This is a genomic window from Streptomyces sp. NPDC127108 (genome assembly GCF_042677545.1).
In the GTDB taxonomy this organism is placed as follows: Bacteria; Actinomycetota; Actinomycetes; order Streptomycetales; family Streptomycetaceae; genus Streptomyces.
This window is the reverse complement of record NZ_JBHXTE010000027.1, coordinates 1-24,608: the sequence shown is the minus strand read 5'-3', so window position 1 is coordinate 24,608 and position 24,608 is coordinate 1. Positions and strand designations below refer to the sequence as shown.

At 72.9% G+C, this 24,608-nt stretch carries 20 protein-coding genes; 9 read left to right on the top strand and 11 right to left on the bottom strand.

The features are described 5' to 3' along the window. Nucleotides 1–6: 6 nt before the first annotated feature. From ACFVHO_RS23215 to ACFVHO_RS23190, 6 genes are all read right to left on the bottom strand, one after another. A complete protein-coding gene (locus ACFVHO_RS23215) occupies nucleotides 7–792 on the bottom strand; it encodes a class I SAM-dependent methyltransferase (RefSeq protein WP_385717708.1) in 786 nt (261 codons plus the stop codon). Then, the gene (locus tag ACFVHO_RS23210) at nucleotides 789–2,186 is read right to left on the bottom strand and encodes a condensation protein (RefSeq protein WP_385717705.1); all 1,398 of its coding nucleotides are present in this window, start codon (nucleotides 2,184–2,186) and stop codon (nucleotides 789–791) included. Before ACFVHO_RS23210 ends, ACFVHO_RS23215 begins: the two co-directional genes overlap by 4 nt. Next, the gene (locus tag ACFVHO_RS23205; RefSeq protein WP_385717702.1) at nucleotides 2,183–6,895 is read right to left on the bottom strand and encodes an alpha-(1->3)-arabinofuranosyltransferase; all 4,713 of its coding nucleotides are present in this window, start codon (nucleotides 6,893–6,895) and stop codon (nucleotides 2,183–2,185) included. Before ACFVHO_RS23205 ends, ACFVHO_RS23210 begins: the two co-directional genes overlap by 4 nt. Next, complete coding sequence (locus ACFVHO_RS23200) at nucleotides 6,892–7,611, bottom strand: class I SAM-dependent methyltransferase (protein WP_385717699.1); 720 nt, start codon at nucleotides 7,609–7,611, stop codon at nucleotides 6,892–6,894. The genes ACFVHO_RS23205 and ACFVHO_RS23200 overlap by 4 nt, the downstream gene beginning before the upstream one ends. Further along, on the bottom strand, nucleotides 7,608–8,777 hold the full coding sequence (locus ACFVHO_RS23195; protein WP_385717696.1) for a glycosyltransferase family 4 protein: 1,170 nt from the start codon (nucleotides 8,775–8,777) through the stop codon (nucleotides 7,608–7,610). The genes ACFVHO_RS23200 and ACFVHO_RS23195 overlap by 4 nt, the downstream gene beginning before the upstream one ends. A gap of 304 nt (nucleotides 8,778–9,081) precedes the next feature. Then, nucleotides 9,082–10,116 carry a DUF3068 domain-containing protein gene (locus tag ACFVHO_RS23190; protein WP_385717693.1) on the bottom strand — a complete coding sequence of 345 codons (1,035 nt, stop codon included), beginning with the start codon at nucleotides 10,114–10,116 and terminating at the stop codon, nucleotides 9,082–9,084. A 251-nt stretch (nucleotides 10,117–10,367) separates the two neighbouring features. On the opposite strand from ACFVHO_RS23190, the gene ACFVHO_RS23185 reads away from it, so the two are divergent. From ACFVHO_RS23185 to ACFVHO_RS23175, 3 genes are all read left to right on the top strand, one after another. Further along, nucleotides 10,368–10,520 (top strand): hypothetical protein, encoded by a 153-nt coding sequence (locus tag ACFVHO_RS23185; RefSeq protein ID WP_193560699.1) that lies wholly within the window; start codon nucleotides 10,368–10,370, stop codon nucleotides 10,518–10,520. 50 nt (nucleotides 10,521–10,570) lie between these two features. Next, complete coding sequence (locus ACFVHO_RS23180; protein ID WP_385717967.1) at nucleotides 10,571–11,833, top strand: helix-turn-helix domain-containing protein; 1,263 nt, start codon at nucleotides 10,571–10,573, stop codon at nucleotides 11,831–11,833. 251 nt (nucleotides 11,834–12,084) lie between these two features. Next, entirely contained in the window at nucleotides 12,085–12,873 is a 789-nt protein-coding gene (locus ACFVHO_RS23175; RefSeq protein WP_385717690.1) for a hypothetical protein, read from the top strand. A 111-nt stretch (nucleotides 12,874–12,984) separates the two neighbouring features. On the opposite strand, the gene ACFVHO_RS23170 is transcribed toward ACFVHO_RS23175, so the two are convergent. After that, a complete protein-coding gene (locus ACFVHO_RS23170) occupies nucleotides 12,985–13,431 on the bottom strand; it encodes a MarR family winged helix-turn-helix transcriptional regulator (RefSeq protein ID WP_385717687.1) in 447 nt (148 codons plus the stop codon). A gap of 156 nt (nucleotides 13,432–13,587) precedes the next feature. Here ACFVHO_RS23170 and ACFVHO_RS23165 point away from each other — a divergent pair, with 156 nt between their 5' ends. Continuing rightward, nucleotides 13,588–14,622: an NADP-dependent oxidoreductase gene (locus ACFVHO_RS23165; protein ID WP_385717684.1), complete on the top strand. Its 1,035-nt coding sequence runs from the start codon at nucleotides 13,588–13,590 to the stop codon at nucleotides 14,620–14,622. Between the two features lie 121 nt (nucleotides 14,623–14,743). Next, nucleotides 14,744–15,172, top strand: a complete 429-nt coding sequence (locus ACFVHO_RS23160; protein ID WP_385717681.1) for an organic hydroperoxide resistance protein — start codon at nucleotides 14,744–14,746, stop codon at nucleotides 15,170–15,172. Nucleotides 15,173–15,385: 213 nt separating this feature from the next. Here ACFVHO_RS23160 and ACFVHO_RS23155 read toward each other — a convergent pair whose 3' ends face one another. Continuing rightward, a complete protein-coding gene (locus tag ACFVHO_RS23155) occupies nucleotides 15,386–17,956 on the bottom strand; it encodes a M14 family zinc carboxypeptidase (RefSeq protein WP_385717678.1) in 2,571 nt (856 codons plus the stop codon). A gap of 167 nt (nucleotides 17,957–18,123) precedes the next feature. On the opposite strand from ACFVHO_RS23155, the gene ACFVHO_RS23150 reads away from it, so the two are divergent. Next, entirely contained in the window at nucleotides 18,124–18,948 is an 825-nt protein-coding gene (locus ACFVHO_RS23150; RefSeq protein WP_385717675.1) for an EI24 domain-containing protein, read from the top strand. On the opposite strand, the gene ACFVHO_RS23145 is transcribed toward ACFVHO_RS23150, so the two are convergent. Continuing rightward, nucleotides 18,935–20,164, bottom strand: coding sequence for a pyroglutamyl peptidase (locus tag ACFVHO_RS23145; protein ID WP_385717964.1), 1,230 nt, complete (start codon nucleotides 20,162–20,164; stop codon nucleotides 18,935–18,937). The genes ACFVHO_RS23150 and ACFVHO_RS23145 overlap by 14 nt on opposite strands. 146 nt (nucleotides 20,165–20,310) lie before the next feature. Further along, nucleotides 20,311–21,207 (bottom strand): LysR family transcriptional regulator, encoded by an 897-nt coding sequence (locus ACFVHO_RS23140; RefSeq protein WP_385717961.1) that lies wholly within the window; start codon nucleotides 21,205–21,207, stop codon nucleotides 20,311–20,313. A 145-nt stretch (nucleotides 21,208–21,352) separates the two neighbouring features. Here ACFVHO_RS23140 and ACFVHO_RS23135 point away from each other — a divergent pair, with 145 nt between their 5' ends. Continuing rightward, nucleotides 21,353–22,243: an NAD(P)-dependent oxidoreductase gene (locus ACFVHO_RS23135; protein ID WP_385717672.1), complete on the top strand. Its 891-nt coding sequence runs from the start codon at nucleotides 21,353–21,355 to the stop codon at nucleotides 22,241–22,243. Nucleotides 22,244–22,341: 98 nt separating this feature from the next. Next, entirely contained in the window at nucleotides 22,342–22,731 is a 390-nt protein-coding gene (locus tag ACFVHO_RS23130; protein ID WP_385717669.1) for a RidA family protein, read from the top strand. On the opposite strand, the gene ACFVHO_RS23125 is transcribed toward ACFVHO_RS23130, so the two are convergent. Next, a complete protein-coding gene (locus tag ACFVHO_RS23125) occupies nucleotides 22,706–23,617 on the bottom strand; it encodes an SGNH/GDSL hydrolase family protein (RefSeq protein WP_385717666.1) in 912 nt (303 codons plus the stop codon). The two genes, ACFVHO_RS23130 and ACFVHO_RS23125, sit on opposite strands and share 26 nt — an antisense overlap. A gap of 352 nt (nucleotides 23,618–23,969) precedes the next feature. Between ACFVHO_RS23125 and ACFVHO_RS23120 the strand changes: the two genes are divergently transcribed. Continuing rightward, nucleotides 23,970–24,464, top strand: coding sequence for a DUF3145 domain-containing protein (locus ACFVHO_RS23120; RefSeq protein WP_385717664.1), 495 nt, complete (start codon nucleotides 23,970–23,972; stop codon nucleotides 24,462–24,464). The last annotated feature ends 144 nt before the right edge of the window (nucleotides 24,465–24,608 follow it).

The following is a 24,608-nucleotide window of genomic DNA, read 5'->3' as shown; positions in this document are numbered from 1 at the left end:
ACACGGCTAGGCCTTTCGGGCGTGCAGCAGCAGGATGGAGGCGGCACCCGGCACGGCGCAGGCAAGTCGGTCCAGGGCGCGCAGCGGCCGCGGCACGCCGTGGAAGGGCGCGCCCGCGAGCCGTACGACGTCGAAGCCGGACGCGGCCACGAACTCCCGGAGCGCGCGGGCGGTGTAGAGCCGCAGGTGGCCCACCACCTCACGGCCGGGGCGGCCGTGGATGCCGCGCAGGCTCACCTCGGAGAACACCGGCTGCACGCCCGCGAGCAGCAGCCCGCGGTTGTACCAGGCGGCGAGGTTGGGCGTGGACAGCATCAGGTGGCCGCCGGGCCGAAGGACGCGGCGCAGCTCGTCGAGGGCGCTGTCGGGGTCGACGAGGTGCTCGATGACCTCGCTGAAGAGCACCGCGTCGGCGGCGCCGTCGGCGAACGGGAGCCCGCCGTCGGTGAGTTCGCCGCGCACGACGTGCGGCAGGTGGTTTCCGGCGCGGCGCAGCGCGTCCTGGGACCAGTCGACGCCGATGACGCGGTGCCCGGCGAGCAGCGGCGCCGCGACGCGGGCGGCGCTGCCGTCGCCGCAGCCGATGTCGAGGACGACGCCGGGGCGCGCGGTCGCGGGGCCGAGGGCGGCGGCGAGCATCCGGGCCTGGCGCAGGCTGCGGGCGTCGCCGGACGCCACCGGCACGTCCGGGTTCTCGTAGAAGTCCCGCAGCTCGTAAGGCCGTCGGTCCCCCTGCGTCCCTTCCGCCCCTCCCGTCCCTTCCTCGCGCGAGGTGGTGCTCGTGGTCGTCATGTGCCGCTGCCCTCCGGGGTCGGGTGGAGGTTCTGCGTGGCGTGCAGATAGTGCTCGAAGAGGTCGCGCAGGTGGGCGCCGTCGCCGTGGCTGAGCAGCGTCCGCGACCAGCGCAGGGCCAGGTGCAGGCGGCCCGCGGTGGACGCGGTCGTCACGGTCAGGCCGCGCGGCATCCGGGCGGGCGCGGAGAACCACACGGCGGTGGCCGCACCGGCGTCCCCGAAGTCGAGGGCGTACGGCACCCGCCCGATGTTGCTGAGCAGGGTCGTCGACGTCCACGGCCCGGCGGCCCTGCGCAGGCCGCGGGTGACGGCGGCCCGCATCGTCACCGGCAGGACCGGCGCGGTGAGCAGTGTGGCGCCGTGGCCGAGCTGCGGGCGGGACAGGGCCTTGAGGGCGCGGGTGCGGTCGGAGGTGCGGCGCAGCAGGGCGTGGATCTGGTCGGAGGTCAGGTCGCCGGGGCCCGAGGTGCCGGTGCCGCCCTCCGGCCTCAACTCATCCGCTCCAAAGGGCACTTCCACGAGCCGGGTGCCGTTCCCGATGGGCATCGTCATGTCGCGCGGCCGGTCGTCGACGGGCATGGTGATGCGCAACGGGCGTGGCCTGGAGCCGTGTTCGCGGTTCCAGTGCGCGATCATCAGTGCCGTTGCGACCATGAGCTGGTCGTTGACGGTGTACGGCGCGCCCTTGGGGCGGCGCGGCACCGGCAGGTCGGCGACGAGCATGCCGTTTCCCGGGGAGGGGGCCGGGGTGCCGTGGGCGACACGGGCCGGTGCCGCCCACGGCGACGGAAGGCCGGACGGCGGCTGGTCGGTGCCGCCCCCGCCGTCCGCCGACACGGGCGTACGGGTCGGGGGCGCGGCGGGCGCGTTGTCCCGGCCGCCGTACAGCTCGGCCGCGGTGGCGAGCACCCGCAGACAGGCGGGGCCGTCCAGCGCGGTGTGGTTGATGGTCAGGAACAGCACGCTGGAGGTGCCGCCCGCGTCCGCGTCGGCGACGACCTCCAGGCGGATCGGCGGGGACGCGGTGAGCGGCGGCGCGTCGCACAGGGCGCGCTCCCGGGCCCGCTTCAGGGCGTCCGGCACCGGCTCCGGGAACGTGACCACCTCCACGTCCGGTCCCTCGGTCAGCTCCCACTCGTACCGGCGCCGGTACCAGGGGCCGCGCGCCTCCCGCACCAGGATGCGCGGATGGCGCCGCAACGCCTCGCCGAACGCCGCCTTCAGCCGTGCGGCGTCCGGCGTGCCCGGCAGGTGCACCTCGATGTGGACGGTCTCCGGCTCCTCCTCCTGCAGGCAGTGCCGGGCTACCTCGTCGACGACGGGGAACGGCACCCGGCGCGGCGGACGGCCGGGGCCGTCCGCACGCCGGGCCGGGTGTTCCAGGGCGGTCATGGTGCGTTGTCCTCTCCCGGGCGCGGATCCTCACCCGAGCGCGTACCCCGGCCGGGGGTCCCCTCATCCGTGGGGGCCTCGTCGGCCGGTTCGGGCGTGTCCTTGCGCAGCGGGTCCGGGCCGCGGGCCGACAGGGTCGGGCTCGCGCTGTACGGGGGGACGGCCGGGGGCGCGTCGGGTGCGGGCGCACCGGGCGCGGCGGCCTCGGCCCCACCGTCTGTGCCGTCAGGGCCATCAGCGTCGTCCCCGCGCCTGCGGTGCGGCAGCGGCGGCGCCGTCGGCCCGCCCAGGTCCCGGTCGGGCCCGAGCGGCATGGTCACGGCGTCGGGGGAGCCCTGCGGGTGGGGCGGCGCGGGCGCGGCACCACCCGAACTCCCTGCCCCGGGAGGGCCTGCGGGCATCGCGGGCCCACCGAAGCCGCCAGGACCGGCCGGACCACCGGGGCCACCAGGGCCACCCGGCCCCACAGGGCTGCCCACACCCGCGGCACCCCCAGGCCCACCGGTACTCCACGGATCCCCGGCACCACCGGTACCTCCGGAGCCTCCCGCCCCAGCGGCACCCGCAGCCGCGGCACCCCGCGCGTCGGCCCCGTCCCGCACGCTCACCAGCGCCGCGAACAGCGCGATGAACGCGAGGAGTTGAGCCGCGTGCCCGAAGGCACCCTGGTCCGCCGCGGCGGCCTCGCCCGCACCGGTCGCGGCGGCGACGCCGGCTCCGGCCATCGCCAGGAAGGCGACCGGTACGAGCAGCGAGTGCCGACGCCAGGCGAGCAGCGCGAGGACGGGCACGAGCACGGCGAACCAGCCCGCGACGACCACGGCCACCAGCGTGAGCGCCACCGTGCCGAGCACCGGCCCCGGCCCGGGCGGGGTCACGCCGGGTCCGTCGGGGTTCGGGTCGCGGCGCCGCACGAACACCAGGGCCACCAGGGCGAGGACGCCCACGCCACCGCCGATGAGCCCGGCCTCGTACGCCGTGGACGGCTCGTAGCTGAGCTTGATCGTGCCGCCCTCACCGGCCGGGACGAGCCAGCCCTGCTGCCAGCCGTCGAGCCGCACCGAGCGCAGCTCCTTGCCGTTCAGGGTGGCCTTCCAGCCGTCGTTGACGTTCTCGTACGTCGTCAGGTACTGGGAGGCGCCGTCCCCGACGGTCACCTCGCGGCGGTCGCCGAGCCAGTCCTTGATCTTCAGCTCGCGGGCCTTGGTGACGAGACTGCCCGGGGTGCCGCGCGTGAGGGACACGTCGGTGACGGCGAGCGGACCCTCGTCACCGGCCTCCACGCGGTGCTGCCCGGCGGCGAGGTCCACCGAGGTCTGCTTCTTGTTGTCGTCGCACAGCGTCAGGTCGACGGGGCGCCGGTTCACCAGGTCCCGCACGGTGCCCTCGGCGCTCGTCGCGTACAGCTTGCCGTCGACGGACACCGCGGGGCCCTCGCCGCAGGCGAGTTCGAAGGTGCGGTCGGGGTCGGGCTGCTTGGTGCGGAACTTGTCGAGCGCGGGGACGTAGGCCTCGGTGAGGCCGACGGGCAGCTGCAGCTTCTCGTCCGCCACCGGGTTGTGCAGGGTGAGCGGCGCCGTCTTCGTGATCTTGATGTCGAGGCGGTCGGTGGTGATCGGCGCGAAGCGGGCGTTGCCGTTCTCGTCGACCCCGGCGGTCGCCGCGCCGTCCGGAGAGCTGATCTCGATCTTCTCGGGACGGGTGGAGAGTCCGCCCGCGGGCGGCAGCACGATCTCGCCGACGGCCACCTTGCCGGGCCACCGCAGATGGATGACCGGCTTGTCACCGGCGATCCACGCGGTCGTCAGATCGCCGTCGGTCAGGTTGCGCGGCGAGAGCCCGCCGAGCTCGGACGTCGAGTCGGCGCTGGCGATGATCTGCTCGCGCTGGTCGGGCGCCACCTTGTAGAGGAGCTCGTCGAGCCCCTGGCCGGGGAGGGCGACCGCGCTCGCCTTGATCTTGTAGCTGCCGTCGCCCGTGGTGGTGAAGCGGCGGTGCAGCCCGGCCTCGGAGGTCACCGGCGACAGACCGGACTGGTCGGCCGAGCGGTGCATGGAGTACGTCGTGGCGTCGGCGTCCGCGCCGTCGGTGCCCTTGGTGTCGGCGGGCATCCGCAGCAACTTGGTGACCTGCACCTTGGGGATGCTGATCTCCGAGAACCCGGCGCCGGTCAGGCCCTCGGTGGCGACCTGCGCGTCGAGGATGGTCAGCTTCAGCCAGGAGGAGTCGCCCGGCTTGACCTTGACGCGCTGCGTCTGGCCGTCGGTCCGCAGGTACGAGACCGCCGAGCCCTGCTCGGTCTCCACGCGCACCTTCGTGGGCGCGGACCGCACGCCCTGCTGCGGCAGCGGCGTCACCTTGATCGACGACGGGATGGCGGTCTTCTTCGTGAACTCCGCCTTGATCCACTCGTCGTCCGGGCTGCCCGGGTTGCCTTCCGCCCAGGCCGTGTTCGGGTTGCCGTCGAAGGCGTTCACCGGGTCGAACTGCGGCAGGTGGAACAGCCAGTTGCCGTAGCTGGACGCCGTCACGGACTTGGCTCCGCGCAGCTCCGCGACGGTCTGGTGCTCGACGCCCTTGGTCGGCAGGATCTGCCGGGGCTTCTTGCCGCCGTCCTGGAGCGCGTCCGGCGCGTTCTTCTCGTCCTTGGTGTACGGGTACGAGGTGTTGGTGTTGACCAGGCCGAAGCGCGTGTCGGCGCGGCGCAGCCCGTCACCGACCGCCTGCAGGGCGGGCGGCGAGCCGAGGCCCGGATGGTTGTCGCCGGTCAGCACGGCTGGCCGGTCCTTCATCTCCGGGTCGGCGGACAGCGGGAGCAGCGCCTCGGGGCCGCCGCTGACGACAGCCGTGTTGGCCACCGGCTTCAGGCCCGCCTGGCCGGGGCGCTGGGCGCCGTCACCGGGTGCGTAGATCTCGACCGCGCGCTGGCGCGGGTACAGGCCCTCGACCTGCACCGGCGTGTCGTCGGCGATCCGCCCGCCGGTCTCGGTCGGCCCGAACCCGGTGACCCGCTTGAACCCGGACTCCTCCAGGGTGCGCTTGACGGTCGCGGTCGGGACGTAGCCGATCTGGTCGGGGTCGAGGTCGTTGCGCACGACGACGTAGTAGAGCCCCGCGCGCGTCAAGTAGTCGCGCAGGCCGGGGACTTGGCCGCCGGTCATCAGGGCCTGCTCGACGGCGTCCATGGCGCGCCGGTTGCCCTTGGTGCCGAACGGCACGTAGTCGCGCTGGGCCCAGCGGGACTTGGCGAGCACGTCGAGCGGCTGGTCGATGGGGGAGCCCCAGGTGTAGATGCCGTGCGCGGTCGCGGGCACGACCAGGGCGCGCGAGTCCGGGGAGTACTTGTCCAGCCAGTCGGCCGTCGTGTCCCAGTAGTTGGGCAGCTTCTGGAACGAACCCGGCTGCAGGATCGAGCCGTTGAGGTACGGCCAGGCGAGCCCGGGGATCACCAGGACGGCGGCGACCAGCGGCGCGTACCGCCGTCCGCGCACCGGCCGTGCCCCGCGCGCCCGCCCCGCCACGCCCACCAGGTGGGCCAGGCCGAAGGCCAGGGCGAGCGCGAGTCCGGTCTGGAACTTGTAGATGTTGCGGAACGGTACGAGTCCGCCGTCCAGCCAGCCCTGCACGGTGCCGTGGAAGGGCGCGCCGAACACGCCGCCGTACCCGGCGAGGGTGACGAGCGCGACGGACAGGACCGTGAGCACCAGCCAGCGCCGCTCCGGCAGATCGCGCCGGGCGAGCCCGGCGAGGCCGAGGGCCGCGGCGAACGCCGAGCAGACGATGGTGACCACGGCCGTCGCGACGGTCCACCCGGCGGGCAGCCAGGCCTCGCCGAAGTGGAGGTACGCCACCCAGTTCCCGGCGCCGCGCAGCGTCTCGGTGGCCGACATGGTGCCGGTCGTGGTCGCCGCGTTCTCCACGTACGGCAGGAAGTTCTCGCCGTAGAAGCCGAGCAGGAGCAGGGGCACCACCCACCACGCGGTGGCGAGGAGGACGCCGGGCACCCACCAGGTGATGAGCTTGCGCTTGCGCGGACCGTTCGGGCGCGAAAGGAGATAGAGGGCCACGGGCAGCAGTGACGCCAGCGTCGATGCCGCGTTCACACCGCCCATGAACGGAATGAAGAGGGCCGAGCGGAACGCGGCGATCCGCGCGGTCACGCGGTCGTTGGTCAGCGGGATGAGCACCCACGGCAGGAACGCGCCGGGCAGCGCCGCCGCCGACGTCGACCCGACCACGACGGTGAACGTCGGCCACAGCGCGTACACGACCGCGCCGAGCAGCCGCGAGCCGTTGCTGCCGATGTTCAGGCGTTCGGCCAGCCGCAGCGCGCCCCAGAAGGCGACGGCGACGATCAGCGACATCCAGAGCCGCTCGGCCAGCCACACCGGCAGCTGCAGGAGGTCGGTCAGGGCGTAGTACGGCAGCATAGGGAAGGCGTAGCCGATGTACTGGTCCTGGATGCCGCCGAAGCCGCCCCGGTCGTGCCAGAGCTGGCCGAGGTCGGACAGGAACTGCCAGGGGTCGACGGCGACACCGAGCTTGGTGTCGAACGTCATCCGCCCCGGTTTGACGGCGAGGAAGCACACGAACACCACGGCCCAGAACCCGGCGAGCCAGCGCCGTGAGCGCGGCCCGCGCCCGGGTTCGGGCGCGGGCGCCGTCGGCTTCAGGGCCGCCGGGGGTGGGGACTGGACCGTGGTGGTCATGGACACCGCCTGAGGATGAGGAGGAGGTTCCAGGTGGCGACTTCGCGCAGACCTGGGACCTTCGCGACCGTTTCGGCCCAGAACGGCCAGTAGCGGGAGCGGGCCGAGACGACCTGGACGTCGTCGCGGGCCCGCACCTGTCTGAGCGTGGGTCCGACGTGGTGGGCGAAGAGGTTCTCGCCGAGCTTGTGCTTGGCGGGTTTTCCGGTGCGGCGTTCGTAGCGGGCGCGGGCCCGCTCGGCGCCGAAGTAGTGCAGGGGCGCCCACTCGTGGCCGCCCCAGGGGGAGTACCAGTTGGTGAACGCCACGTAGATGAGTCCGCCGGGGCGGGTGACGCGCACCATCTCGCTGAGGAAGGTGCCGGGGTCGTCGACGTGCTCCAGGACGTTCGAGGAGAACGTGACGTCGGCGACGCCGTCGGCGAGCGGCAGCAGATAGCCGTCGGCGACCACGGAGCCCTCGGGGGGCTTCGCGCCGAGTTCGTGCGGGTCGGGCTCGAAGAGGTAGGCCTGCGCGCCGCGCCGCTGGAACTCCTCGGTGAAGTAGCCACCGCCGCCGCCCACGTCGACGACCACCCGGTCCTTGACGGGCAGGTACCGCTCGACCTGGTCGGCGGCGTCCTTCGCGAGCAGCGCGTAGACCTTCTCCGGATCCTGCTGTTCGCGCAGGAAGGCCCGGAACAGGGTCACGGAGCGGCGCAGTGACGGGTCCCTCACGCAGACCCCTTCACCGACGGCTCGTGCGCGGCGACGGCCTCGGCGGCCACCGCGCGGAACTGGCGCACCGTGTTCGTCCAGCGGAAGTGCGCGGCGCGTTCCGCCGCGGCCTTGCCGAAGGCCCGGCGCCGCTCGGCGCTGAGCGCGAGCGTGCACCAGTTGGCGGCGAACGAGCTCTCGCCGTGCGCGAGCAGCCCGGTCACACCGTCTTCTATGGAGTCGCGTACTCCGGGTACGTCGAAGCCGATCGCGGGCGTCGCGCGCGCCGCGGCCTCGGTGACGACCAGGCCCCAGCCCTCGACGGCCGAGGGGTGCAGGAGCAGCCACGACTCGCAAAGGAGGCGGTGCTTCTCGGCCTCCGAGACATGGCCGGTGAACTGCACGCCGGGGCCCGCCATCCGCTCCAGGCGCTGTCGCTCGGGGCCCTCGCCGACGATCACGAGGCGGCCGCCGGTGACCGGGCGGACCCGCTCCCACAGGCGCAGCAGCAGATCGACGCGCTTGTACTCGACGAGCCGGCCCATGGCCAGGAACAGCGGTTCGTCGGAGCGCTCGTGCAGCGGCCCCGGCTCCTCCACGCCGTTGTGCACGACGCGGATGCGGTCGGGCTCGACGCCGAGGTCCTGCAGGGCCGTCGCGGTCGACGGCGACACGGCGACCAGGAGGTTGCCGCGCTGGGCGCCCGAGAGGGCCCAGTGCTCCAGGCGCCGCCCGAGGCGCGCGGCCGGGGCGAGCGCTCCTTGGAAGCGCATCGACCACAGCTCGGTGTGGACGTGGTTGACCAGGCACAGGGTGGGGCCGCGGTGCCACAGCGGGGCGAGGTAGGGCATGCCGTTGCACACCTCGACCAGCAGGTCGGTGTCGCCGATCTGGCGCGTGAACGCCGACCGGGCGCGCAGGTAGTGGCCGAGGTCGCCGCCGGCCGACACCACGCGGTAGTCGCGGTAGGCGGCGGGCCCGCCGCACAGCAGCGTGACCTGGTGGCCCTGCGCGGTCAGTCCGTCGGCCAGCTTGTCGACCAGGAGTTCTGAGCCGCCTGCGGCCGGGTTTCCCAGGTCGCGGCGGGCGAGGAAGGCGATCCGGCGCGGCTGTGGGGGGAGCGCCGGATGGGGCCACGCGGGCCGTGATGCGACCGGGCGCAGCGACGACGGCACGTGCTGGGGCATAGGTGCTCCAACTCGTCTCGGGGTGCGGAACTGTGGGGGAGTTCGGGTGGATCCGGGGTGGGGCCCGGTCGTACGGGTGGCGCGAATGGATCCGTGGTGCGAGGTGGTGCCGGGTGCTACGGGGTGGTGGTGCGGGGCGGGACTCCGGTGCTCCGGGGGACGGGGGACCGGGGGTTTTGCGCAGTCGTTGTGCTGGGACTGTGCGGGGACTGTGTCTGGGTGGAGTGGATAGTTTTCGCCGCACCGAACGGTGCGGCTACTCACCGGGGTGACAATTTCGGCCCTTCTTGACGCTGACGTCTCATCACATCGTGGTGGGTTGCAGGGAATTTGGGGACGTATCGGAATGTGGACCCATCGAATCCGGTCCTTCACCGTCCCTCCCCGAGCCGTTTGCGTCCTTTTCTCGCCCGCGCACCACGAGGATCACGCCTGCGATCGCGAGCGCACCGCCGAGGAGCGCTGTGACCAGCGGCAACGTCTCCCCGACCAGCTTCAGCCGGGAGCCGTCGTCGTCCGCCAGGTCCACCTGGGACTGCTGGGTCTTCTTGGTGAACGCGATCCGCTCGCTGTCGAGCAGCACCGTCACGTCCTTCTTGCCGCCGGGGGCGCGCAGCGTCTTGCGGGGGCCGATGGCGGCGAAGATGATCCGGCCCGTGCGCTGGTCTGCGACCAGCTCGATGCCGTGGTTGGCGTACCACTCCTCGGCCATGACCTGGCTGCGTTTGGGCTGGCCGACGAGGCGCCCGGGGACCTGGCGGGTGCCGGTCCTGGTGGCCTTCACGGTGCCCGTGAAGCGCAGGCCCTCGTGGCCCTGGATCTTCTTCTTGCCCTGGTAGGACAGCGGCACGGTCGCGCCGAGCGTGCCGTCCCACCACAGGTAGGTGCGCTTCTCGACGTCGAAGGGGAACTTCAGGTACGCCTCCCCCTCGAAATACGGCTTCTCGCCGCAGCAATGCACCGGTTTGTTGGTCTTCCGGTCGGTCACCCAGCGCTCCAGGGTCCACTGGAGCGAGTCGTGCGGATCGGCCGCGGGCAGCGACTTGTCGGGGTCGATCGAGGTGGATACATCCCAGATCGCCCGCCCCGACTTCTCGCTGTCGGCGACGTCGCCGCGCACCTGCCGGGTGATGGTCAGGTCCTGGCCGGTGACGGTTTTGACCTTTCCGGTGTCGAAATAGCTGCCGGTCCCCTTGAAGACCGTTATCTGATCGACATCAGTGGGCGTGCGTTTGGCTCGTGGCTCGACGTACCAGGCCAGCATGGGGGCCAGGACGAGCAGAAAGGCGCCCAGGCCGAGCAGGACCAGGGACAAGGGCGAAGCTGTACGGCGCGTCATCCGGCGCTCCTGCCGTGAGGGCGAACAGGGGTCGGTCGGTCAACTGTGCTGGATTACCGACGAGTTGTGGGACTGATGCGGTGCTGCGGCCGCCGGATTGCCCGAAATGATGCGGCGCTGTTTCCACGGGGTTACTGACCCGTATGGGCCGCGAACGTAGGCGGACCCTTGACGCAGTGTCAATGCATTGTCGACACTGTCCTCCTGCGGAGCGGGGTGGGGACGACCTCCAGCAGAGAGGCTGACCCTGTATGCACCGACTGCTCGCCGCCACGCTGACCGTCGCGGCCGCCGCGGCTCTCGCCGTGGGCGCCGCCCTTGGCATCGTGGCGCTCCTGAACGCCACGCCCGACCAGCCGAACCGGCCGCTCGTGCACTACGAGTCGCCCGAGCGGGACCAGTGACCGACGTGGCCGCCATCTCTGAAAGCGTCTCCGGGGCCGCCCCCGTGAACATCGCGGACGGCGTTCCCGGAAGCCCGGGCTCCGCGCACCAGCGCTCCGCCTGGCGCGACGTCCCGCCGCTCCAGGTGCGCAGATTCGCCGCGCTCGCCTTGGAGGAAGTGCCCATCCTCGCTCAGGACATCCTGCGCGAAATCCGGGCAGAATACCCCGGCCTGCCGGTCGTTCTCGATGACTCCGGCGAGCCGATGGCGCTCATCGGGATCCGCCGCGCCCTGGAGGGCTTCGTCCAGCAGCTCGCCACCCGGGAGGGCCGGCCGCGCTACCACCCGGAGGTCTTCCAGGAATTCGGGCGCGGCGAGGGCCTGCACGGCCGCAGCCTCGACTCCCTCCAGGCGATCTACCGCCTCGGCGTCCGGCTCGCCTGGCGCCGTCTGGCCGAGATCGGCCAGCAGACCGAGATCCCGCCCCCGGCGATGTACGAGCTGGCCGAATCCGGCTTCGAGTACCTCGACGGCCTGGTCGACCAGTCGGTGCGCGGCTATGCGGAGGCCGCCGCCCGGCAGGCCGGTGAGCGGCTGCGACTGCAACGCAAGCTCATGGAGCTGCTGCTTTCCGAGCGCCGCCCCGACATGTCCGCCGCCTCCGCGCTCGGCGCCGAGAACGGCCTGGACGAGCGGGCGGCCCGCGTCGGCTGGCAGCTGCCCGAGAAGGTCGCCGTCGGTGTGCTCCTGCGCCCCGCCCGCGAGGCCGTGGCCCCCGCCGTCGGCGAGGGCGTCCTGCTCGACATGGAGGCCGAGCAGCCCCGCATGGTCGTGCCCGACCCGGACGCCGCGGGCCGCCCCGAACTCCTGCGCCGCGCCATGACCGGCTGGTCGGGCGCCATCGGCCCGCCCGTGCCGCTCGCCGACGCCGCGAAGTCGCTGCGCTGGGCGGAGGCCGCGGTCGCCCTGATGGGGCGCGGACTGCTGCCCTCCGGTGAGGTCCTCTACTGCACCGAGCACACCGAGGCGCTGGTCCTGCTCCAGCCCGAGGAGCTCATCGAGGACCTGTCCCGCCGCTGCCTGGCGCCCCTCGACCACTGCGGTCCGGCACACGGCCGCCGTCTCGCCGAGACCCTGCTCGCCTGGCTGGAAACACGCGGCGGCGCCCCCGAGGTGGCCGCCCGACTGGGTGTGCATCCGCAAACAGTGCGCTATCGGCTGCGCCAGATCAGGGAACTGTGGGGCGACGAGGTCGACGACCCCGACCGCCGCTTCGAGCTGGAGCTGGTGCTGCGGGCGCGCAGGCTGCGGGGGGAGCTGGGGAGGGCGTGAGGAGCCGTCGGCCGACGGCGGGGTGAGGCTCGCCCCGACCCCGGGCGCACCCCCGTCGCCGGTTCGGTCGCACCCCCGCCGAAGCCCGGCCGATCCCCGTCCCCACGTGCGGCAATTCGGGCGAAGCCTGCCCTGCCGTACGGTGCCGGGCACGCCCTGACGCGTAGACACGCCGGAGGGTTCGACTCCGCACACAACATTCACAGCTTCGGCTTCCTCAGTACCGGCGCGGGACCTAGCCTCCATGCCTCATGGACTACTGCCACGCGTGCCACCGGCACCTCAACGGCGCCCTCGCCTGCCCGGGGTGCGGCACCCCGGCCGAAGCCTGCCGTGAGTACGCGGAGGCGCTCGTCGCCCAGGACGAGCCCGACGACCTCGACGAGACGGACGAGGAGCCGTCGCCGCGTGGCCGGGTCCGGGGCCGTGGCCGCCGCCGGGAGCGGAGCCGCAGGGCCGCCCAGCACCGCCGCAGGCGCCGCAAGGTCATCCTGATCGCCGCGGGCGTCGCGCTCGCCGCGGGCGGCCTGAGCCTGGCCGAGCTGGGCACCGAGTCCGCGTCGGACGACTCGAAGGCGACGTCCGCGCGGGACCGTGACGACTCGGCCGGGGAGTCGGAGGGCGCCGCGGCCACGGAGGGCACGCAGGGGACGGGCGCGTCGGCGGAGCCGGTGGCGGAGTCGACGGGCGGTTCGCCCTCGGCCTCCGAGTCGGAGTCGGCGAAGAAGGCCAAGGACAAGAAGGCCGCCAACGACGGCGGGAGCACCCGGGGCGCGGAGGGTGCCGAAGGCGACGAGGGCGAAGGCGCCGACGGGGACGCCCAGGGCTCCGACGGCGGCGCGGACGACGGCGGCACCGGTACGGCGACCGGCGGCACCGGCACCTCCGGCGGCCCGGACCCGGATCCGACGTCCGGCAACCCCACCACGAGCCCGCAGGACCCGGACCCGAAGCCGTCCAGCACGAAGCCCCCGAGCGACCCGGACCCGGACCCGAGTCCGTCGGAGACGTGCGACCGGTTCCTGTGGTGGTGCACGTAGGACGCGTTCCCGTGCTGGTGTGCTCAGGGTGTGTTCGCGTGGCGGTGCACCCAGGGCGTGTTCCCGTGCCGGTGCGCCCAGGATGTGTTCGCGTGGCGGCGCGCGCGGGCCTCAGCCGCCCAGCATCCGCCGCAGCAGGTCCCGCAGCGACTCCCGCTCCGCGCGGGACAGCTCGGCCAGCGGCTCCCGGGCGAAGTCCAGGGACTCCCGGAGGCTGCGCGCGGTCGTGAGCCCGTCCGCCGTCGGCGCGGCCAGCTTCACGCGCCGGTCGGCGGGGTCGGGCCGCCGCTCGACCAGGCCGCGGGCCTCCAGGCGGTCCACGATGCCGGTCACGTTCGACGGCTCGCACTTCAGCTTCTGCGCGATGCGCCGCATCGGCATGGGCTCCAGCGAGAGCAGCCCGAGCACGCGCGCCTGCGCGCCGGTCAGCGCGTGCTTGCCGGCGGCGACCTCGTACTCCTCGTAGTAGCGCGCGACCACGGCGCCGATCAGCTCCACGACCTCGAGGGTCAGCGGATCGACGCGCGGGGCGGGGGTGTCCGGATTCTGGGTGGCCATGCCTTCAGCGTACCCATTTACTTGACAACATGAAATATCGAAGCGCATGCTTATTTCAGAACATGAAGCATTAGGGCGGAGCCCACGGCTCCAGGCCCGCAGTCCGGAGCCGACCGCTCCGGACCTCTCGCCCCCAGCCTGAGGAGGACACCTCTCATGTCCGCAGCCCCCGAGCAGCTCCCGGCCACCGGCCGCGCCTGGCACCTCGTGCGTCGCCCGCACGGCTGGCCGGTCCCGGAGGACTTCGCGCTCCGCGAGGTCCCGGTCGAGGCCCCCGCCGAGGGCCGCGTCCTGGTCCGGAACCTGCACTTCTCGGTCGACCCGTACATGCGCGGCCGCATGAACGACGTGAAGTCCTACATCCCGCCGTTCCAGCTGGACCAGCCCATGGACGGCGGCGCGGTCGGTGTCGTCGTGGCGTCGAACGCGGACGGCTTCGCGGTGGGCGACCACGTGCTGCACTTCGCGGGCTGGCGGGAGTACGCCTCGGTGCCCGTGGCGTACGCGACGAAGGTGGACCCGCAGGCGGCGCCGCTCTCGGCGTACCTCGGCGTGCTCGGCATGACGGGTCTGACGGCGTACGCGGGTCTGCTCGAGGTGGCGTCTTTCAAGGAGGGCGACACGGTCTTCGTCTCCGGCGCGGCCGGTGCCGTCGGCAGTGAGGTCGGCCAGATCGCCCGGCTCAAGGGCGCCTCCCGCGTCGTCGGCTCGGCGGGCTCGGACGAGAAGGTCAAGCTCCTCGTCGAGGAGTACGGCTTCGACGCGGCGTTCAACTACCGCGACGAGCGCCCGGTCGTCGACCAGCTGAAGGAGGCCGCCCCCGACGGCGTCGACGTCTACTTCGACAACGTCGGCGGCGAGCACCTGGAAGCCGCCATCAGCCGCATGAACGTGCACGGCCGGATCACGATCTGCGGCATGATCGCGGGCTACAACGACACCGAGCCGACGCCGGGCCCGCGCAACATGGCCATGATCATCGGCAAGCGGCTCCGGGTCCAGGGCATGCTCGTCCAGGACCACCAGGACCTTCAGGGCCAGTTCGTGCGCGAGGTCGGCGGCTGGGTGCGCTCCGGTGAGCTCAAGTACAACGAGACGTTCGCGCACGGGATCGACAGCGGCGTGGACGCGTTCCTCGGCATGCTCCGCGGCGAGAACACCGGAAAGATGATCGTCTCCCTGGACGCGTGAGCCCGCTGGGCCCACGGGGAGGGTCACCCTTCCCTATCTTCCGCAATCCGATAACCTAATTCCACAATCGCCGGGTCGGGCGGGCGCGCGACACGGCACACCCCAGGAGGGATCGGCAGTCATGTCCATCCAGAACATAGACGTCAAGTACACCGCCGTGGCCACCGCGGAGAACGGCCGTGACGGCCGGGTCGCCAGCGACGACGGCAAGCTCGACGTCGTCGTGAACCCGCCGAAGGAGATGGGCGGCAGCGGTGCGGGCACCAACCCCGAGCAGCTCTTCGCCGCCGGCTACAGCGCCTGCTTCCAGGGCGCGCTCGGTGTGGTCGCCCGCCGCGAGAAGGCCGACATCTCCGGTTCCACCGTCACGGCCAAGGTCGGCATCGGCGCGAACGGCGCGGGTGGCTTCGGCCTCGAGGTCGAGATCGTCGCCTCCATCCCGAACGTGGACGCCGCCACGGCGCAGTCCCTCGTGGAGAAGGCCCACGAGGTCTGCCCCTACTCCAACGCCACCCGCGGCAACATCAAGGTGGACCTGAAGGTCGCCTGAGCTTTTCCCCAACCCCGCCCCTTCCCGAAACCGGGGGCTGCGCCCCCGGACCCCCGCTGATCGGCGCTTCGCGCCTCGTCCTCAAACGCCGGACGGGCTGAAATGTTGCCGCAGCGGCGACATATGTAGCCCCTCCGGCGTTTGAGGAGCGGGGTCTGGGGCGGAGCCCCAGTTTCGGTGAAGGGGCGGGCTTGGGGAGCCTCCGGCAGGGCCCTATCGCACCCCGAACAACGCCCGCCCCACCTGAGCGAACACGCCCTTGGGGTGCCCCCGGAACAAGGGCTCCGTGCCGAAGAGGACGACCTTGGTGGAGCCGCGTGCGCCGCTGACCACGGACGCCTCCCCGGCCGCGTCGGCCGGGCCGCCCGCGCCGGAGGAGTCGGCGCGCCAATGGCCGGAGACCAACGGCTTGCCGCCCGCGTACGCCTGCTCGACGCGGACCCCGTCCCCGAGGCCGGTGAACCACATGGGCGCGTAGACGAACCCGTACCCGGAGCCGGAACCGGCGACGGAACCACCGGCGTTGCGCACCCGGACCACGCCGTTGGCGTCCCCGTTGCCCTGGACGGCCGTGACGGGAAGGAGCCCCGCGGCCTCGTTGAGGGCGGCGCCCCCGGCACCCCGCCCGACGAACCCGCCGCCCCCGGCGAGGAACGCGTCGAGGCGCTTGCGCGCGGCGGGCTTCAGCTTGGCGCGGTCGAGCCCGGAGGACACGAACAGGACGTCGGCCTTGCGCCAGTCGAAGCCGGCGTTGAGGACGGCGGTCGACACCGGCAGCACGTCGAAGTTCATCTCCCGGAGCGCGAACAGCTCTCCTGGCGTGACGGCCGCGGCGACCCGCGTGCGACGCACCACGTCCTTGCCGCGCGCCTCGGTCGCGGAGAACGCCACGTCGTACTTCTTGGCGGCGTCCCGTGCGGCTCGCCGCGCCGAACCCGGCACGACGACACTGCCGCCGTCGGCGGCGCGGCGCACCGAAACACCCTTGGCGGTGAGGGAGTTGAGGGCGGCCACCTCGCGGGGGTCGTCCAGGCGGAGGCGCAGGTTCCCGCGCGGGGCGACGTAGCCGACGCGGGCGGCCGAACCGACCGCGCGCGACGGCACGGCGGCGGGGTCGCCCTTGCGGGCGGAGACGACGGACGCGCCCCACAGCCGGCCGAGGCTCCAGCCCGAGATGTCGTACATCGCCGACACCTTGTCGCTGATGTCCCGCCCGTCCGCGAGGATCACGTTCGCGATGCCCCGCTTGGGCTGGCGCATGTCGACGACGTAGGAGCCCTTCTCGTACGACTTGGTGCCGAGCCGGAAGTCCCGGGTGGCGCGCCGCACCCGCACGTCGTTGGCGAGGAGGTGGTCCACGAGCCGGGCCGTGGCGGCGGCGGAGCGCTGGCGCTTGCCCGCCGGGATGACGTACGCGCGCGGGAAGTCGGTGGTGTAGACGTCCTCGGGGCCGATGCCGGGCACGCCAGGCACCGTCTCCTCGGAGATCTCCACCGGCTTCGCGCCCGCGGCCCCGCGCCGGAACACCTCGATCTGGTCGGCGATCAGCGACGTGCGGTGGCCGCGCGCGTAGTCGAGGGTCGCCTTCATGGCCGCGCCCGCGATGTCCACGTTGATGGCGGAGCGGCGGCGCAGTTCGGCGGCGGGCTGGGAGTCGTACTCCTCGTTGTTGACCTGCATCGGGAACTCGATGGTGTGTGCCGCGACCGCGCCGTGGAACGGCATGTACTGCGGTGTGAAGATCGGCGGCCAGTCGTCCCAGCCCTCCTGCTGGTCGCGGAAGGGGATGACCGCGGGCAGCACGCCGTCCTTCTGCTCGGTGTAGCCGAGGCCGTTGACGGCCTTCTCCATGCCGAGGGCGTTGGCGTAGCTGTTCTTCAGGAACAGGTCGTACTCGTAGTTCTCGCCGTGCGGCGGGGTGGTCGGCTCGATGAGCGTGCCGTTCACGTACCCGTGCAGGTCGAGCATCATCGCGGGCTGCTTGTCGATGGCGATCTGCCGCACCGCGCGCGTCTCGGACTGGGTCCCGGTGATGAAGTCCCGGTTCAGGTCGAAGCCGTTCGCGTTCTCACGGGTGCCCGCGATCCGCCCGTCGGGGTTCATCGTGACGTTGAAGTAGAGGCGGTGGCGGGCGAGCAGCTCGCGGGTCCTGGTGTCCTTGGCCTTCGCCAGCTTCTCGATGAGCTTCAGGGCCGCGTCGGTGCCCTCCCACTCGTTGCCGTGGATGTTGTTGTTGATGAACACCGGCGCCTTGTACGCGGACTTGAGTGCCTTGTCCTTGGCGGCGGCCGCGGGCGCGTTCTCGATGCGGTCGCGCATCTTCTCCTGCCGGGCGGTCTCGCGCGCCGACTCGGGCGCGGTGACCGTCACCAGATACAGGTCGTGCCCTCCGGCCGACCGCCCGGCTATCTCCACGCTGACCCGGTCGCCGATGCCCTGGATCTTGTTCAGCCTGGGGGCGATGGCGTGGTACGGCGTCAGGCCCAGCTTGATGGACTTGTCGGCCGGGTTCTTCGGCACCGCGGCCAGGCGCTGTTCGCGCGGATAGCCGCGGCCCTTCGCGGCGAGCGCCGCACCCGCGCTGTCGTCGAGCGCGCGGTCCGCCGCGCTCTCGGGGGCCCGTGCCGCCCGGTCGGGCGAGTCGAGCGGGGCCTCGTCGCGGATCACGGGCCGGGGCGCGGGCTCCGCGCTCGCGCCGCCCGGGGTGAGCGCGGTGAACAGGAGCGTGCCCGCGGCGGCCGATGCGGTCAGGAGCACGGGTCTTGATGGGCGGGATATCCCCATACGTACCTCCGAAGCGTGGGCCGTTGGCCGACCCGAGCGATCAGTCGAGAGATCAGTAGGGGAGGTCTACAGGGTGAAATCGCGCGCAACAAGGGGGTATTCACGAAACAGCCACCTCACCCGCACCGGTCCCGGGCCGCCGCCGCGGTCCGGATAAGGTGTGCCGCATGCGTGAACTGGGTCGGGGCTTCGGCTATCTGGTGAAGGGACAGCGCTGGGTCGCCCAGCACGGCAAGCAGTTCGGATGGGGACTGCTGCCAGGTCTGATCACCCTCGTGCTGTACGCGGGCGCGCTCGTCGCACTCGCCCTGTGGGGCACGGACCTCGTCTCCTGGGCGACGCCGTTCGCCGACGACTGGTCGGACCCGTGGCCGGGCCTGTTCCGCGGCTTCTTGACGGTGCTGCTCTTCGCCCTGGCCCTGCTGCTCTCCGTGGTGACCTTCACCGCGGTGACACTCGTGATCGGCGAGCCGTTCTACGAGTCCCTCTCCGAAGAGGTCGACATCTCCGTGGCGGGCTTCGCGCCCGAGTCGGGGCTGCCGCTCTGGCGCGAGCTGCTCATCTCCATCCGCGACAGCCTCCGCATCGTCGTACGGGCCCTGATCTGGGGCGTGCTGCTCTTCGGCCTGGGCTTCCTGCCGGTCGTCGGCCAGACCGTGATCCCCGTGATGGGCTTCTTCGTCACCGGCTTCTTCCTGGTGGAGGAGCTGACGGCGGTCGCGCTGCAGCGCCGCGGTGTGCGGCTGCGCGACCGCCTGGCCCTGCTCCGGGCCCGCAAGTCCCTCGCGTGGGGCTTCGGCGCCCCGCTCGCGGTCGTCTTCCTGGTGCCGTTCGTCGCCGTGTTCCTGATGCCGGGCGCGGTCGCCGGGGCGACCCTGATGGCACGGGACCTCATGGGCGAGGACTCGGGCTCCGACGACGACTCCGACGACTCCGACGACACGAGCGGGACCCCCCGGCCGGACGGCCGGGGCGCGCCTACCGCCCGCTAGCCGTCACGGCCGTCACCACGATCTGCCGCACCTGCCCGATGATGTCGACCCGGTTGCGGACGAACTCCGGGTCCGTGACCGTGCCCGTCGCCGGGTCGGTGTTCCCCGCGCCGAACTGCAGGACGGGCGTGTGCACATGCCCGCCGGGCAGCCGGTCGCGCAGCCCGAGCCGGTCGCGCAGCAGCGTCGCCCGGTACGCGATCTCGTTGGACAGGTAGTCCCCGCCGCCGCCCGCCCGCGCCGCGGAGCCCGGAGTCGGCCCGTCCGGCCGCTGCACCGGCGTGCTGCCGCCCGCCGGGATCTCGGTCACGGCCGTGTTGTCGTACACGGGGAAGCGCCCGGTGTCCGCCGCCACGATGTCCTTGTACGGGAGGGTGGTCGTCGTCCACTGCGGCTGCGAGGCCGGGTCGGAGACCGGCACGACGCCGGTGCTCGACAGGTTCTCGTTGTCCCCGAACCCGCCCCGCCAGGCCCCGTTGGTCCGCTCGATGTCGAACTTGCCGACCCGGCCCTGGCTCACCGTCGTGAACAGGTCGACGCGCGGCAGCTGCCGCCGCAGGACCCGCTCCACCTCGCCCTCGGCGAAGTCCGTCCAGCGGACCGGGAACACGGCCGTCTCGATGCGCACCGGACCCTCGGCCGTCTTCACGACCGTGCCGTCCAGGGCCAGCGCGGAGGCCCCGGACGGGTTGCTGATGCGGGTGTCGCGGTCGAGCGTGAACGGGTCGAAGCCGGTCACCAGGACCCGCTTCATCCGGTGGCCCTTGGGATAACTGATCGTGTCCTGGCCCCGGGACGTCGTCTCCAGCTTCCCGAGCAGCCGCTCCCGCCCGGCGTCACCGAGCTCGAACCCGCGCGGCTCCCAGCCCCGCAGCGCCCGCGTCATCCCGAGCCGCGCCCAGTACAGCGGCCGGTCGTCGTCCCGGCTGAGGTCCCCGCCCAGCGGCCCGCGCCCCTGCGCCCGGTCAGTGGCCCGCCGCCACAGGTCCTTCCCCTCGCGTACGACGAGCCGCTCCGCCTGCTCGTAGGAGCGCACCCGGCCGAGGCCCCGCTCGAAGCCGGGCGCGACCCGGTCGAACCCGCCGCGCCGCAGGATCTCCTGGGGCGCCGCGCGGTCGAGGCGCTGCTCCTCGACGGTGGGCGCGTCGGCCCGGACGGTGTCGGCGGCCGACGCGGGCGGCACGAACGTTCCGGCGAGGAGCACGGCGCCGAACACGCCGTACACGCCGATCCTTCGACCCGATATCCCGGGGGTGGGGGACGTAGCCACGAGAGTCCTTCCGTTGCAGGTGAGGTGGCCGAAGTATCGCGGGGCGGGGGTGGCCTGCGCCATGCCTCCACGGGGGCTTTCGCCGACGCGCGCTACGCCGAGTCCCCGCACGCCTCCCGCAGCGCCGCCAGGAACGGGGCCACCGCGGGCGGCGGCGTCCGGCCCCGCGCCGTCGCCGCGTACACCACCCGCGCCGGGACGCCCTCGTCGCGCACCGGCACCAGGGCGATGTCCGGCCGCGCCCCCTGCGCCGCGAGCGCCGGGACCAGCGTCACGCCGAGGCCCGCGGCGACGTACCCCTGCTTGGCCGTCCACTCGCCGACCACATGCGCGATCCGGGGCCGGAAGCCGTGCCGCAGCGCCGCGTCGAGCAGGGTGCCCGCCGGTTCCGGGCTGCCGGAGATCCAGTCCTCGTCGGCGAGCCGGTCCAGGCCGACGCGGGGCTCGGCCGCCAGCGGGTGGCCCGCGGGCACGGCCACGTACAGCGTCTCGTCGAGCAGGTGGTGCAGGTCGTAGGCGTCATCGGTGAGCGGGCCGCCCGTCGTCGACACGACGGCCAGGTCCAACTCGCCCTCCGCGAGCCGCCCGAGCAGCGGCCCGGTGAAGCCCTCCTCGCGCGCGAGGACCACGCCGGGGTGGCGGGCACGGAACAGCGCGATGGCCCGCGGCACGAGCGCCGTGTCCGCAGTGGCGAAGGCCCCGAACCGAAGGAGTCCGCCCGACACGTCGTCCAGGTCCGCCAACTCCCGCCGCAGCAACGCCAGTTGACGCAGGGTGGCCTCGGCGTGCGGCAGCGCGGCCCGCCCGTGCGCGGTCGGCCGCACCCCGCGCGGCAGCCGGTCGAACAGCGGCGCGCCGCCGAGCGCGCCCTCCAGGGAGGCGATCTGACGGGACACGGCGGACTGCGTCCATCCCAGGCGCCGCGCGGCCACGGTGAAGGAGCCGTGCCGGGCCACCGTCACGAAGGCGCGCAGCCAGACGGTCGACACGTCGGCCGCGGCGGTGCTCGACACGTCGGCAGCGGCGGCACTCGACACGTCGCCCGTGGTGGCGCTCAAGACATGCGGATCATGCATGCCTCCCATGCTAGGCATTCGCTTGTGGCATCACCTGCCCGGGCCTAGCGTCGTACGCATGGAACGGAACAGGGAACACAGCACGGAACAGCGCACGGAGCAGTCCGCCCCCGCCCCGCGGCAGCGCGTCGCCTTCCTCGGGCTCGGCCACATGGGCGCCCCCATGGCCCGTCGCGTCCTGGCCGCCGGGCACCCGCTGACCGTGTGGAACCGCACCGCCGCGAAGGCGGAACCGCTCGTCGCGGCGGGCGCGCTCCCCGCGTCGACGCCCGCGGAAGCCGTGCGCGGCGCCGACGTCGTCATCACGATGCTCGCGGGACCGGACGCGCTGCGGCACGTCGCCGACGAGATCGTGCCGGTGCTGCGGGAGCGCGTCGGCGTCCACTGGGTGGAGATGTCGACGGTCGGACCCGACGCCGTACGGGAGCTGGGGGAGCGGGTGCCGGACGGTGTCACGCTGGTCGACGCGCCCGTGGCGGGCAGCACGGACAAGGCGGCGGCGGGGCGGCTCGGCATCCTCGCGGGCGGGGACGCCACCGCCGTCGAGCCCCTGCTCGCCCACCTCGGCACGGTGACCCGCACCGGCCCGCTCGGCTCGGGCGCCGCGCTCAAGGTCGTCGTGAACACCGCCGTGCTCGGCGGCGTCGCCCTGGTCGCGGAGTCGATGGCGCTCGCCGACGCCCTCGGCCTCGACGCCGAGGTGGCGCGGGGCGTCCTGGCCCAGGGGCCGCTCGGCGGCGCCGTCGCCCGCGCCTTCGCCACCGACGTGCACTTCGGCAACGGCCTCGCCGCGAAGGACGTGGCACTCGCCACGAGCACGACGTGGCTGCCCGCGATGGAGGCGGTCCTCGGCCACTACGAGGCCGCGGCGGCGGACCCGGCCGTGGCCCACGAGGACATCGCCGCGGCGGTCACTCGCATCCGCCGCACCCGCGAGCCCCGCACCTGACGCCCCACCAGCCCGACACGACCGCCCCACCGGCCCCGCGCCCGCCGCCCGCCGGTCACCCCGCCCTGCCCAGGACCCACCTCCAGGAGACCGACCCCATGCACGTCACCCTCGACAACCCCGCCGCCGCGCCCCGGCCCCTCGGCCCCTACTCCCAGGTCGCCCGCGTCCAACTCGCCGACGGCGGCGCCCTGTTGTACCTCTCCGGCCAGATCGCCGAAGGCGCGGACATCGCCGAGCAGACCCACGGCGTCTTCGCGGCCCTCACCGCCCTCCTCCAGGCGCACGGAGCGACGCTCGCCGACATCATCAACATCCGTACGTTCCTGACGGACATGGACGACCTGCCCGGCTACGCCGCCGTGCGCCGCACCTACCTCACCGGGACGCCGCCCACGAGCACCACGGTGTCGGTCCCACGGCTGTTCCGGCCCGAGGCCCTGATCGAGGTGGAGGTGGTCGCTACCCGCCCGGCCGGGCGGCCGTGACCCCGCGGTGGGCCATCTCGGCGAGGCGCGACTGCCCGTCCTTGCTGGGGTGGAACCAGTCCCAGTGGCTCAACTGGTCCCCGTCGAAGTGGAAGTCGAAGACGGCCCCGCCGTCGTACCGGCAGCGCTGATCCTTCGCGCAGACGTCCTTGAGCACCTTGTTGTACGCCACCACGCGGTCCTGCACCGACTGGCGCCGGTCGGTGGCCGCCCGGTCCATGTTGTCCGCGTCGGCCAGCATCGACTTGCAGATGCCGAGCTTCCACACCTGCTTGCCGAGCGGGTTGGCGCGCCCCGTGGACCAGAGCCGCTTCAGGTCCGGCACGCTCGCCACGTACACCTGCGTCTTGGGCTGGCCGCGGCGCAGCGCGCGCAGGGCGTCCTGGAAGTCGGCGCGGAACTCCGCGACGGAGGTCATCTCGTCGGCCGACGACCGGCAGGCGTCGTTGGCGCCCGCCATCACCGTGACCAGTTCGGGCTTCCGTGCCGCCGCCCGCGCCATCTGCTCCGGGAGGTCGGCCATCTTCGCGCCGGTCTTGGCGTAGTTCCAACTGTGTGTCGCCGCGCGCTGCTTGCCGAGCAGCCGCCGCGCGAGGCTGCGCACCCCGTCGTCGCTGCCGGTCGCCCAGGACGCCTCCGGGCAGTCGGAGAGCACCGAGCAGGCGTCGAAGCCGCGCGTGATGGAGTCGCCCACGGCGGCGAGGGAACGAGGGCTGGTGTCCCAGGAGGGGGCCCGCTTGGGGGCCGCTCTGTCCTGGGCCGACGACTCGCCCCGTGCCGAGGAGTCGCCGCCGGAGGCGTCGCACGCGGTGAGTGTGGCGAAACCGGTGAGAGCCGCCGTCGCGAGGGCGACGGCGGCCCGTGCGCGGTGCCTTGAATTGGGCATCCTGGTCCCCTCTGTCGTCCAACGTGACGTCGTGCGGGCCGTTCAGGTTGCGTCCCGCCGAGTGCTGATATGTCCCGTGCGCGGTCCTGAGACACCCAACCGGGGGTTTCAGGGCCTCCCAGCGAGTGAAACCCAGGGGATTCCCGGCATGCGGACCGACGGTACGTCACACTCCTTGCCTCGCCGCACGGTAGCCTCGCCACCCAGTGGCACTCGATTTTCTCGGTTCCGCTAAATTACATCACGTCACATCTGTCCCCTTTTTTGACTTTCCTCGCTTTTGGGGAATATCGCTCGGCACGGGCGCGAGGCCGCTGGGGAAGGCGTACCTCGTCCCACACTGGAGGTTCCGGTGACGACACGTGGAGTTCTGTACGTGCACTCCGCACCACGCGCGCTGTGCCCGCACGTCGAGTGGGCCGTCGCGGGCGTGCTCGGCGCACGCGTCAGCCTCGACTGGATTCGACAGCCCGCGGCGCCCGGCACCTGGAGATCCGAGTTCTCCTGGCAGGGCTCCGTGGGCACCGCCTCCAAGCTCGCCTCCGCGCTGCGCGGCTGGGACCTGCTGCGCTTCGAGGTCACGGCCGAGCCCTGCGCGTCGGCGGAGGGCGAGCGCTACAGCGCCACCCCCCAGCTCGGCATCTTCCACGCCGTCACCGGCATCCACGGCGACATCCTGATCCCCGAGGACCGGCTGCGCGCCGCCCTCGCCCGCTCCCAGAGCGGCGAGAGCGACCTGGCGGCCGAGCTGGCCAAGCTCCTCGGCAAGCCCTGGGACGACGAACTGGAGCCGTTCCGGTACGCGGGCGAGGGCGCACCGGTGCGCTGGCTGCACCAGGTCGTCTAGGAGCACTCCCGCGAGCGGATACGTCGAAGGGCCCCCCCCGTTTTACGGGGTGGGGGTGCACGTGGTATAGTGCCCCCGGTGTGTAAACCAAGCGGAACGCCCGGGCCGCTTTTTGGGGGCCCCCACCCAAAGGGGGGTTCTCGC